Here is a 12,689-nt window from a genome sequence, read left to right on the forward strand (position 1 = left end):
AAATTTGAAAATTTCTTTAGCTTCTACCAGAAGATCCAGCACTTTTTTGCATTCTTCAATAAAGTAATTACTTGTCACACCAATACGTAATCGACCATTACCACACTTTCTTTAAGTTTAATTGAATATTCAACAACTGAAAGGTTTACATTGGATCCCTGTGCATTGTGTGGGGATTTTTTCATAAAGAAAGACACTCTTATGAGTGCCTTCTCTCATTGTTTTTTAGCAGAAGCAAGCAGCTCCAACGATGATTAATAATATGAAGAGTACAACGAGTAATGCAAATCCTCCAGCAAAGCCACAACCTCCACAACTACCACCAAAGCCCATAATAGTTCCTCCTTTAAGTAAGAGGGGAAAACATAGGAGTTCTCATGTAACGGATTCGATTTATTTTATGTTGTTACGAACTAATTGAGCAGGTCCTTTAATAAATAAAAAAAAGACACTCAATGCGTACTTATCAAATCAGTAATTTATTGATAAAAAGACATCTTCATTATTCGAAGATGTCTTTTTATACAATGCACTGAGTTACAATTATTTTAGTACCTTTCTAAATTTGCGACCAAAAGTAAGTACCATACCTGCAAGAACCATCAATATACCCACTGCTGCACTGTTATTTGTACTTGCTCCCGTTTTTGGAAGCTCTTTATATGTATCTTCTTTTTTATCAGAAGTACTATTATTTGAGATATTACTGTTATCAGTATCAGAGCCATTGCTGTTGTTAGTACCAGTACTGCCATTATCAGTGCTAGTATTGGTATTGGTATTATCAGAACCATTACCGTTGTTGGTATTGGTATTACCAGTGTCAGAATCGTTATTGTTGCCTGAACCATTGTTTCCGTTATCAGAACCGTTACCATTGTCCTTATCTTTCACAACTACTTTTTGTATTGTAGTTACCTCATTACCGCCGGAGTCACGAACAAGGAACTTGACTTCGTAAGTACCAGTTTTAGCTGTATCTACTTCACCAAAATGTATTACTTTATCAGTAATATCGCCATCTTCTTTATCAATAGCTTTAACCCCTGACATTTGATCGAATTTGTCTCCTACATTTATATTCACTTCAGCAGGTACAGTTAATACTGGTGATTCATCTTTTAACTTTTCTTTCCCTTTAACCGTTACCGTTTGTTTCGCAGTTACTTCATAACCTTTAGAGTCTTTAACTGTGTATGATAAAACATACGTACCCGTTTTAGAAGTATCTACTTTACCGTCAATTGTTACTTTAGAAGTGATATCACCATCTTCTTTATCGATAGCTTTAACCCCACTCATTGGGTCGAATTTATCATCAATTGTTAATACTGTTTCTTTTGGTACTGTTAACTCTGGTGCTTTGTCTTCAACAGGTTTTTCATTAACTATTATAGTTTGTGTTTGAGTTGCCAAATGACCTGCAGAATCTTTAACTGTGTATTTAATCGTGTAAGTGCCTGGTGTATTTGTATCTATATGACCTTCATATTTTACTTCTGGCGTAATCTCACCATCTTCTTTATCCGTAGCACTTACATCGTTCATTGGATCGAATTTATCTCCTTCAGTAATTGTAGTTTCTAAAGGTACTTTTAGTACTGGTGATTCATCTTTTGTTTCTTCTTTCTCTTTAACCGTTACTGTTTGTTTTGCAGTTACTTGATGACCTTTAGAGTCTTTAACTGTGTACGTTAACTCGTAAGTACCTGCTTTAAATATATCTACTTTACCATCAACTGTTACTTTAGAAGTAAGGTCTCCGTCTTCTTTATCAATAGCGGATACTCCTGCCATTGGGTCGAATGAATTGCCTACATTCATTGTTGTTCCACCAGGTACTGTTAATTTCGGTTCCATATCTGGAGTTTCTTCGTTTTCTTCTACAACAACAGGTTTAGAATCAGTTGCTTCCCAAATAGAAGCGGCTAAAAGTGGATAATTCAAATTTTCTATTTTTTGTCTTGTTTCTAGTGTAGCAATTAGCCCCCATTTATCAAAGAATGGAAGTAAATTTTTCTGTGCAATCTTAGAAGTATTATAAATGAAATCTTGTATTTTCTCGTCACTAGTTTTAGGAAGTTCCTCGTTCGGAATTGCACGGTATAATTGATGTAATTTCGGATAGAATTCTTCCCCAAAAGCTAAGTCTAATTGCCAAAACATTGTTAATTTGACGAAGAGATCATCAATTTTATTATAGTCTTTTTCGGATTGAGGCTTATTTAAATAAGTAAATGCTTTGTCATATGTTCCGTTCTCTAACCTCGATTTATTTCCAAAAGCTCGTTGTACGGACATACTATAAATATTTACAGTAACTTCCCCTAATCCATCCCATGTCCAAGGAAGTTGTTGCCTTTGATGACCAGCTTCATGCCAAGGTCCCCATCCATTTTCTGTAAAGTCTTTCACATTTAGTACATGCTGAATTGCATCTCCGACATACGCAGTTCTACCATAATACGAATACATATAAAGAGTTGAGTAATTATCCTCCACAAAGTGTACATAATGCTTGTCCGCTTCCTTTTCAGATAAACCAGAAACTCGATCTTGAATTCTAATAGATTCATCTAATTTTTTTAAGAGTTGTACAGGATCTGTGTTAGAACCTATTAAATATTTTTTCACTCTTGCAGGACTTGCGGTTATAAGTACACGCTCTCCTTTTAGTTCCACCGCATGGGCATTAGGATATTTATCTAGCATGTCTACTAAATCTTGTTGTGTATGTTTTCCTAACTCAAACAGAGGGCTAGTTGTTCCACCTGTTTTTATCTCCGTCTTCACTGTTCCACCTTGCCCTGGATTATATAAATAAATCATTCCGCCATTTGGAGATTCGATTGTATTTTCTCCTGGTTTTAAAGTGAACGACTTTATGAGCGAATCTTGATTCCATGCACCATCGTATGAGAATGTTCCTATATAAGCTTGAATATTTTGTGTTCCTTCAACTTGAATGGTGATTTTTTCGTTTGGACTTGCATATAGTCCAGTTGGTTCATAGGGGCTAAACTTAAATTGTCGTCGATCATTTGCTCTAATTTTTTCTGGATCTCCCTTACCTTCAACATAAAAAACATGTTCCGCCGATACTTGTGTCTCAGCTGCAACTTTTGTTATTCCTGTTACTCCTCCCATAAATGGTGAAGCAAGTACATTCATAGCTATTAATGTTTTGATTGCGACCCCTTGATGCCTTTGTTGGGTATCTTTTTTCATTCTGTACCACAAACCTTTCTGTAGTTTTACAAGTTTAATAGTTCAATACATATTAATAAGTTTTATATAAACATTTTCACATTAGTGAAATGTAAAACATGAGTATAAACGGAGGATTCGGTCCGGGCCTCTTCGTGCTTTGTACAAGCTGAAAACAAAAAGGATGGTGAGTGCAGGTTACCTTCTTTCTGAGTAGAAGGGATTTATATACAAAAAATAATCATCATTAATTATAAAGAAAATTCAGAAAAATTATCTTCTGCAATTTTTAGTTTATTCATAATTTTTTATCACCTTGATTTTAACATTCACTATATAATATGACAATTAAAATATGACATTTTTCGTTAAATATCGACAAAAAATCCTTCATCACATCTTTTGATTGGATGATGATATAAACAAATATAGTAATGAAGAAATATCGAGCAACAAGTATTAGCAAACATTATAAAAAATTAATTATTGATATCAGCTAATACTTATTGTTACATTCGGTTCCATTCCTACATCCCCCCTATATTTAATACTTATCCTTACTCACCTTTAACAATCGCTCAGAATAATATGTACCTAGAGGGTGTGACAATATTGAAAAAAAACATTGAAATTACAAGAGATATACAAGTCATACGGTCTATCCAACGCGATCTCAATATTGTGACAGTCGCACTATTACTAACTGGACAGATCACTATTATAGGAGTCTTTGTGACACCAGGAGGTTTTCGCGTTTCATTAGGAGGACCATTAACAGGAGAAAGTCGACTAGAAGGTAAATTCGAAAAACAAACTGCGAATATGATTATTGATGTAATAGACGTTATCCTCGCCGCACTATTACTCAACGATGAAATTGGAGTTACGGGGAGTTTTATTGCACCTGGTAGATTTACTATTAATGTGAGTGGACCAATTTTTGGTGTTCCTAAACTTGAACCTACTCTCCCTTACTTGAAAAGGGATTATAAGTTCTTCCAAAAAGTTGTGTCCAAACATTTTCATGTAAATCCTAACTTATTAAAAATCCTTACAAAGGAATGATAACATGGCTTTAACAGATATTCCCACTATTCACCCATCTAAAAACGGAGTCTTTCTTTTAGCTCTTCCTTTAATTATTTTTATCTTCTTTTTTACTCAACCTAAAGTAGAAACAAAATAATACTCTCGCTAACTAGGAAAGAGCTTATTTCTCATCACCAAAATTCTAGGTTCTTTTTTACAAATTCCAGAACCAAAAACGGCTTGCATATTAAAGCAAGCCATTTTTGGTTCTTTCCTATAACCTATTCTAAGCTTTTTATTCCACGGTTCATCTTTTTTAAAACGATATTTCCCTCTTTAGGTAGGGAATATCAACTACTTGTATCTCATCTCAAAGCTCTCTTTCTTTCCATCCCATTCAATTGTGACAAGAAACACTTCTTCCTTATCACGCACTGCACAACCTGAACATGACGATTTTAATTGAATCGTTCTCCTTTCAATAAATCCTGTTCCCTCTTGTTTACTACTATTATCTTCAACTCTCCATTTTACGTCATTGATTTTTTCTCTATCTTTTCCTTTGTAAATAATTGTGCCTTCTCCAGATTCACTCGTATCTGTCTGTGAAATTATATACTTGCCTTTCCAATGCTTACTTTCTCCAACATATGAATAGGTGCGATCACAACCACTTAACGTCTAAAAACATATCATTACACTAAACAGCATTATGTTTTTCCTCATACCTTCCACCTTTTTAGATTTTATTCGGATATCGTATCTCTATAAATCAATACGAAAAAAGGTGTAGTTATATTATTTTCCGTCCTACAAAATGGATACATTATAAACACTCAGGGAATGTTTTACAACTTTTTTCTTGTTCCATATCATGTCCAAAGAAAACAATAGGTTTTTCATCCAAAACAATTTCTTTTAATCGTTTGATAGATTGTGAGGCCATTTCTGAATCAAATCCTGCGAATGGGACGCCCTGCTCAAAGTTTTCCTGCGTGTAAGATGCATCAATCGTTAGTAAAACAGAACCTGACTTTTCCGTTTTAACAAATACTGATTGATGCCCTGGGGAATGCCCTGGCGTATAAAGCAACTGAACACCTGGCATTACTTCATAATCTCCCTCAATCATTTGATAGTTCAAATTTGGTAGTATGCATTCCTTTAAATATTCTTCTCTATGTAAAGCAGCATCATGTTCAGTTCGTTGCACAATAATGGGTGTATGGTTGAAGTTCCCATTCCCCCCAGCATGGTCAAAATGCAAATGAGAACTAATAACACAGAGAAGATCTTCTGGCGCATAACCTACCCGCTTTAAAATATTTATAACTCTATCATCCGGTTTCATTTTCGGGAGGATCTGTCCTTCAACAAACGTTCCCTTAAAAAGATCTTCATTATCTACTGCGCTTTCTGGCATTCCTGTATCTATCAAAATTGGACCTTCTGTCGTTTCCACCAGATAGCACCAGACTGGTAAATTCAAGAGTTTACCCGGAGTAAGCGTACTATTAACAGAAGAATGATCCAACATGCAGCGGCCAGCTGGTAAAAAGTAAAGTTTTTTAACCGTCATTCTATATCCACCTTCTCGTATCAGTTTGGATAAAACAGTACTATAATACTTCCGCTAACAACAAACTTTCTCCTTTTATCTCTTTTTTCACTATAAACTTTTCTTTACATTTTCATGTATCCATCTCCGCATCACCTGTAACTCCTCATTTGAAGCAGTTCCTTCCCCGTATCTCACTTTCTCATAAATCGGAATAATAGTATCACCTTTATGGATACGGGAAAACCATTGCTGCATCGTCTCTTGTAATCTTCTCTTTTCAAACTTCGGTAATGTCATTTCCCATTTGATTAACATTGCACGCACTTCTTCTATTGGAAGGATTAAGCTATCTTGCTCTTCTTGTTCTACATTCCCCTCAACTTTTCGTATTTCTTTTTGTTTCGTATCAATAAGATGGATCTCCTGCTTCTTATTCCGTATAAGACGAAAGATGAAAAATATGATTAATATTACTAAGACAAGGATGCCAATTTGTATAAATATATTTTCAGTACTAACGCCTAGAAATTCTATGCCACCAAGTGGCACCTTTCTATCTCGAGGAATTCCTTTGTGGTTCTCTTTCCTACAATACCCACTTTTATCAAAATCTGGTAAATCTTCTATTTCATATAATCCTCCTGAATCCTCTCCTGGTTCCACCGGCGTTCCTTCTCCTGTAAATACCCATTTTCTGGGCATTTGTGAGTCACCATCCTCTCCTACCTTTGATTGAGAAGAATCTAATACTTGTTCCTTTGCAAAAAAGACCCCTTCCGTTATTCCAATCGCTAATACAAAACAAAGACCAATAGCTAGGAAACAAAATATAACACGCGATCCCCATTTCAATGTATTCACCGTTCCTCCCTTTACTTCACAATTTGTATCCATCCTTTTTGTTTTTCAGGTGGATATCCTATAATTAATGGAATACATCCTGCTTCTTGTCTGCGAAATCCTGTTTGATAAAAGAAATGCGTATTAAGCGGTGTATCTTTTTCCGTTAATGAAGACAACAAATCCATTGCTTTATAAAGTTGTTTTCGGTGCTTTCCGCCCTTTAAATGAATGACACCTTGTTCCCGTACTCCATTTATCCATAGTTCGAACGAGCAATCTTGTGAAATTAACTCCCGGCATACACCAGCAGCAACTTGAATTAAATATTCCATATCGGTGCGAAGTGTATATCCCGTTTTACCTAATAGATTTACATATAATGCATACCGATCGCCTTGCGTATATTCATACTTTTTTGCACTAATAACTCCTGTTTTCGCAGTAGCTCCCCAATGAATCGAACGAAAGGATTCCCCTTCATACTCTTTCACACCTACTATTTTCGTTTCATCATATAACGGAGAAACAGCCGCTCTACGAAATCCGTGTTTCCATGTTGTCATTTCTGGTATTGTTACTTTCGACATTTGCGGAAGAATATGAAATTCAGGGAGTTTCTTTTGTTCAATAGGCAAGTAATACGTTAAAAGACCAAATGGATCTGATATCATGAGTTCCGCAGCTTGCCACCCTTGTCTCCCTCTTTCATGTGCATTTCCCTCTAACATAATTGTTATCATATCTCGCCCTTCTAATTGGAGAGGAATTTGATACGAGTGATGCGAACGCTGCATCTTCTGATCCGTTTCCCACTCTATTTGTTCATTAGAGCGAAACTGAAGAGCTGCTTTAAAAATTGGAAAACGTGCTTCATTTATAATCTGCACCACACATTCTCCTCTTTCGTTCATAAATAGCCTCTTTTGATTTTGGGAGATTTCCCATTTCACTTTCATGACTGCCTTCATATACAAATACAAAAATCCAACTAGCAACAAATAAAACAAAAAGATAGCCACAATGAAAAATTGATTGGTAAACACGACGAGTATAAGACAAAATGCGCCGATTCCCACTATAAAAAGTGGCTCTAACAACGGATGTTTCCTTGTTATAATTTCATTCATACGCTTTCCACTGGCACTGCAAGTTTTTCTAAAATGCCTTGCAGCACATCTACTTTAGTTGTTTTCATATCCCCTTCAATCGTTAACGTTAACCGATGGGCACAAACCGGGGATGCTAAAGTTTTCAAATCATCAGGAGTTACATAATCTCTTCCTTTTAATAAAGCTCTTGCTTGAGCGGCTCTCATAAAAGCTAAAGATCCACGCGGACTAACTCCAATTTCTACTAAATCATGATTTCGCGTCGCTTCTACAATATCAAGCAAGTATTCTTCCACCTCATCATGTATATGAATCTTTTTAGATTGCTCTTGCAACTCCAATATGTCAGAGAGAGTTACAACGCTTTGTAAATCGTTAAATGGATTGTTTTCTTTAAATCGTTTTAACATTTCCTTCTCATATTTTCGATTTGGATACCCTTGGCGAATGGTTAATAAAAAGCGATCCAATTGCGCATCTGGAAGTGTAAATGTTCCTGCCGACTCTAAAGGATTCTGCGTTGCCAATACAATAAATGGGCTTGGTAATACATGTGTTACGCCCGCAATCGTTACCGTACGTTCTTCCATTACCTCTAACAACGCTGATTGCGTCCGCGGAACCGCCCTGTTAATTTCATCTACTAATACAAGATTCGCAAAAATAGGCCCCTTCCTCGTTTTAAAATCACTTTCTTTCATATCAAAATATTCTAATCCTACTACATCACCCGGCAACGTATCCGATGTAAATTGAATACGTTGAAAAGCCCCATCAATACTTTTCGCAAGTGTTTTGGCTAATGTTGTTTTTCCCGTTCCTGGTACGTCTTCTAGTAAGACATGTCCGTTGGCAACTAGCGCGATCATTGCTAAATCAATTACTTCTTCCTTCCCTACAATAACTTTTGAAACATTTTCTTTAATTTTCTCTAATATAGACATATTTTTTATCACCCTTAATCGTTTGATTTTTCTGATATTTTAACACGATATCCTTTTTCCATAAACCGGAAAATGAATTGGATTTTCAATTCTTATTCCAAATATAATCCCAAACCTTTACAATCCCCTTTGTTCACATAAAGTTCAATTATTTCATATAATCGAATACCTTATAATTATGATACAATAATTTTAAACTTGTTATACTATGACTCCTGGAACACTAGGAGTCTTTTTTATGTAACCACCATAATTTGAAAATACAATAGAAATTTACAAATCGAAAACCCACATTATAAAATTTGCACCAGGAGGTATATAATGAAAAAATTATATTATGCATCGTTCGTATATTTAGTAATCGGTTTATTATCAGGTGTATTCGCTAGAGAATATGCAAAATCAAAAGGTATTCTAGGATCCACTCTGCTAAACCTTTTACATACACATACGCTCGTACTTGGGTTTTTATTTTTCTTAATTGCCCTGGCATTAGCAAAAGCATTTTCATTTCATAAAGTGAAGGGCTTTAATAGTTGGTTCATCGTCCATAATATTGGATTAATTTTAACCCTTTCTTCACTGGCAACTCGAGGGCTTCTTCAACTAAATGGTGCTAATTTTAAAGAATTAACCTATATAATTGGATTCTCTCACTCTCTCATTGGTCTTACCCTTATTTGGTTTATGATTCTATTAAAAAAATCATTCAAAATGTAGTGTGTAATAAAACTTCAGCCAAAACAAAAAAGAGCCTCATATTACTTATGAGACTCTTTTTTCTACATTAAACAGACTCTATAACCTTAGAGCTATAAATAAACATGCTACTCATCTTTTTCGTACCAGAAATATACATAGTTTATATTTATAAATTTAATATCATTTTAGCAACCATAAAGTAAATGATTAGTCCAGTGCCATCAACAAACGTTGTAATGAACGGTCCGGAAACAACGGCAGGGTCTAGTTTGAATCTTCTGATAATCAATGGTAATGCAGCGGCTACAATAGAAGCCCAAACAACAATAAACACCATTGTCATTGCTACAACTTGTGCAACTTCTATTCCAACTCCTAATATATATGCACGAATTAGACCTGCTGTACCAAGCGCAAGACCAAGGAGTACACCAATTAACATCTCTTTTCTTATAACACGAAAAATGTCTTTAAACTTCACTTCCCCGATACCTACTGCACGAATAATTGTTGCTACAACCTGTGTACCTGTGTTTCCTCCAGTACCTACTAGTAATGGAATAAAGAACGCAAGTGCGACCACTTTGTCAAGTTCATCTTGAAAATGGTGAAGTACTGTGCCTGTATATGCCTCAGCCATGAATAGAAGCAATAACCAGGGAATCCGTTTAGAAAAAATCCTCCAAATAGAAGCTTCAAAATATGATTGATTTAATGGTTCGCTACCACCTAACCTCTGGATATCTTCAGTTGCCTCTTCTTCCATTACATCCATTACATCATCAAATGTTATGATACCAATCATTTTTTTATCAGCTGTTGTTACAGGTAAAGCAGATAAATCATGATCTGTTAACTTTTTTACAGCTTCTTGTTGATTGGCTTCAGCATATACTGAGATAATATCTCGAATCATTATGTTTGATAAGATTTCCTCATCCGATGCTGATAATAACTCACGTATGGAAACGATTCCTTTGAGGTGTCCGTAGTTATCTAGAACATATATATAGGATACCGATTCTACATTTGTAGCAATTTTTCTAACATGCTCTAAAGTCGTTTTTATTGACCAATCCTCTCTAGCTGAAATATAATCACTCGTTACAAGACTACCTGCTGTCTCAGGTTTAAATTTCATTAAATCCTTTACCTTTTGTTGCGTTTCTTTATTTAAATACGACATTAATTGTCCATCTTTATTAAGCTGAATAGCTAGAAACAAATCAACAAGCTCATCAACTGGTTGCTTATTCAGCAATATTTTAGATTTATCTCTAGGTAAATTGATTAGGATCTTATACTGTTCGTCTGGACTCATATGTCTAAGGACTTTAGAGCTTTTTGTAATTGGGATCAGATCTATTACTGATACTTGATCTTTAAGTGGAAATTTTTTAATTTCTTGTGCAATATCATATGGTGGATCACTCAAAAATTCTTCTACCATAAAAATATTTTCTGTTAACAAAAGCTGCTTTAATTTATTTTTCATCATAATTCCTCCTAATAAATAGTTCCATTAGGTCATTTAATAGTACAAATAATTAGATATCGATGATCGTATACATAAAAAACCTTTACTCAAAAAGGAGTAAAGGTTTTTAAAAATCACAAATAAACAAAGGGTGAAATCTCTTTTTACCATCATAGAGATATATCCCTCCAAATTATCACGTACCTCTCCCTCGTTGAGTTTTAGCACTGTACAGCATAGGTTTGAAACCAGCTACATTAAGAAGGGCCTTCTCTCCGACCGTTCCTGTTGACCCATTGGCGTCTCTCGACATTTTTGGGCAGCAGCGTTTCTCTATACAGGAGCCTCACCTAACAGAGACTATTCAAATATAACTTCAATTTACAGCGTTCTTTTTGATTTGTCAATTTTTTTATAATAAATATATATTCTTTTTAATTTTTGGCTCTGTTAAAAGTATAGTGTTGATATTTTATGCTTCCTCAAATTATTAGTATAATTAACATTTGAACAAGTATTTATGAGGGAGAAAAGTACAAAAGCGTTGACCAACACCGCACAATGCACATTCCTGATACTTAACAGAAAAAGCGATGTCACAATGCGACATCGCTTTTGTATGTATGGAAGACTAGTAGAAAATCTTCTAGCCTATTCCCATTTATAAGTCCAAAATTGTTCAATTTGTAACCATTTTAATGTTGCAGCATCTTTGTTTTGCAACTTTACTTCCGTTTCTTCTAACATCGCTTCTGTTTGTGAACGATGTGCACGTAAAGCCGCTAATTTTTGTTCGAATACTTCACTAATGTTGTTGATAACATCTGGTTCACCTAATACTTCCTCACGATTTTTTGTAATCGCAACTGCATGAATGACCGGACGTGTTTCTTTCGGCATACGTGATACAGCGCGAACAGTAGCACGGCCAAATGCATCATGATCTGGATGAACACCATGCTCTGGATAGAATGTAATAATTCGTGATGGTTGTACATCGCGAATGACAGTTTCAATTTTATCTGCTACAAAATCTACATCTTCAAATTCTAGTGTTTTATCGTGGAAACCAAGCATTCTTAAATCTTCAATGCCCATCGCTTCACATGCATCTTTTAATTCCTTTTCACGGATATTCGGAATCGTTTCGCGGTTCGCAAAAACATTCTTTCCCATATTGCGTCCCATTTGTCCAAGCGTTCCGCACGCATATGTCACAGGTACTCCTTGCTTTCTTAATAAACTAATTGTTCCTCCAGCTGCAAACGATTCATCGTCTGGATGAGGAAATACAACAAGCACATGTCTTTCCATACATTTCCCTCCTTCTTATTTAAATGGTGTTAAGCTTAATTCAAGCGCTACTGCTAAACGCCCTTTATTATCATGCCCTGCTAATAATAAACGATCGTTCTCGTATACTTCCCAATGTGTAATACCTTCAGCATATACCCAACCATGATCCATTTTGAGACCAACTCGGTATGGATTTGTTCCTGTTATTTTCCCACGTTCAAAACGAATAATTGCATTTCGAATAAATGCTCCGACTGTCATCATCTTTTCATTAAAATGTGAAGCGTATGCTCCATTTGTTGTTTCTAAATGAATATATACATCTTTATTTACAAACCGTTCAATTTCATGTTGAATAACAGTACTATCTTTTACTATTTCCATCGGATTTCACCTCTTTAAACCATTTTACGCAAAAATAATGTAAATTGCTATCTCTATATTAGAGGACAAAACTCACTTTGCATAATAATTTGCATTTTGTTTTTTATTTTTTCACATAGAAAAGTTCACTATTCTCC

At 35.1% G+C, this 12,689-nt stretch carries 11 protein-coding genes and 1 riboswitch; of the genes, 2 read left to right on the forward strand and 9 right to left on the reverse strand.

What is annotated here, in order from left to right; genetic code table 11:
• Positions 1–225: 225 nt before the first annotated feature.
• Both CN288_RS06110 and CN288_RS06115 read right to left on the reverse strand, forming a co-directional pair.
• On the reverse strand, positions 226–333 hold the full coding sequence (locus CN288_RS06110) for a YjcZ family sporulation protein (RefSeq protein ID WP_000505670.1): 108 nt from the start codon (positions 331–333) through the stop codon (positions 226–228).
• Positions 334–543: 210 nt separating this feature from the next.
• A complete protein-coding gene (locus tag CN288_RS06115; protein WP_098301968.1) occupies positions 544–3,228 on the reverse strand; it encodes an immunoglobulin-like domain-containing protein in 2,685 nt (894 codons plus the stop codon).
• A gap of 582 nt (positions 3,229–3,810) precedes the next feature.
• Between CN288_RS06115 and CN288_RS06120 the strand changes: the two genes are divergently transcribed.
• Positions 3,811–4,272, forward strand: coding sequence for a hypothetical protein (locus tag CN288_RS06120; protein WP_372440524.1), 462 nt, complete (start codon positions 3,811–3,813; stop codon positions 4,270–4,272).
• A gap of 790 nt (positions 4,273–5,062) precedes the next feature.
• Here the strand turns inward: CN288_RS06120 and aiiA are convergent.
• From aiiA to CN288_RS06140, 4 genes are all read right to left on the reverse strand, one after another.
• Positions 5,063–5,815 (reverse strand): quorum-quenching N-acyl homoserine lactonase AiiA, encoded by a 753-nt coding sequence (aiiA, locus tag CN288_RS06125; protein ID WP_098301969.1) that lies wholly within the window; start codon positions 5,813–5,815, stop codon positions 5,063–5,065.
• 90 nt (positions 5,816–5,905) lie between these two features.
• Complete coding sequence (locus tag CN288_RS06130; protein ID WP_098301999.1) at positions 5,906–6,658, reverse strand: hypothetical protein; 753 nt, start codon at positions 6,656–6,658, stop codon at positions 5,906–5,908.
• A gap of 11 nt (positions 6,659–6,669) precedes the next feature.
• Complete coding sequence (locus tag CN288_RS06135) at positions 6,670–7,767, reverse strand: DUF58 domain-containing protein (RefSeq protein WP_098301970.1); 1,098 nt, start codon at positions 7,765–7,767, stop codon at positions 6,670–6,672.
• Positions 7,764–8,693: an AAA family ATPase gene (locus CN288_RS06140; protein ID WP_098301971.1), complete on the reverse strand. Its 930-nt coding sequence runs from the start codon at positions 8,691–8,693 to the stop codon at positions 7,764–7,766. Before CN288_RS06140 ends, CN288_RS06135 begins: the two co-directional genes overlap by 4 nt.
• A gap of 321 nt (positions 8,694–9,014) precedes the next feature.
• Here CN288_RS06140 and CN288_RS06145 point away from each other — a divergent pair, with 321 nt between their 5' ends.
• On the forward strand, positions 9,015–9,413 hold the full coding sequence (locus CN288_RS06145; RefSeq protein WP_026591544.1) for a DUF2871 family protein: 399 nt from the start codon (positions 9,015–9,017) through the stop codon (positions 9,411–9,413).
• A 148-nt stretch (positions 9,414–9,561) separates the two neighbouring features.
• On the opposite strand, the gene mgtE is transcribed toward CN288_RS06145, so the two are convergent.
• From mgtE to CN288_RS06160, 3 genes are all read right to left on the reverse strand, one after another.
• Positions 9,562–10,890 (reverse strand): magnesium transporter, encoded by a 1,329-nt coding sequence (gene mgtE / locus CN288_RS06150; RefSeq protein WP_098301972.1) that lies wholly within the window; start codon positions 10,888–10,890, stop codon positions 9,562–9,564.
• A gap of 180 nt (positions 10,891–11,070) precedes the next feature.
• A riboswitch (M-box (ykoK) riboswitch) is annotated at positions 11,071–11,237 on the reverse strand.
• 286 nt (positions 11,238–11,523) lie between these two features.
• Positions 11,524–12,186 carry a bacillithiol biosynthesis deacetylase BshB2 gene (gene bshB2 / locus CN288_RS06155; RefSeq protein WP_026591546.1) on the reverse strand — a complete coding sequence of 221 codons (663 nt, stop codon included), beginning with the start codon at positions 12,184–12,186 and terminating at the stop codon, positions 11,524–11,526.
• A 15-nt stretch (positions 12,187–12,201) separates the two neighbouring features.
• Positions 12,202–12,552, reverse strand: a complete 351-nt coding sequence (locus CN288_RS06160; protein WP_098301973.1) for a YojF family protein — start codon at positions 12,550–12,552, stop codon at positions 12,202–12,204.
• Positions 12,553–12,689 lie beyond the last annotated feature (137 nt).

The sequence above is a fragment of the Bacillus sp. AFS023182 genome (genome assembly GCF_002560575.1).
Lineage (GTDB): Bacteria > Bacillota > Bacilli > Bacillales > Bacillaceae_G > Bacillus_A > Bacillus_A arachidis.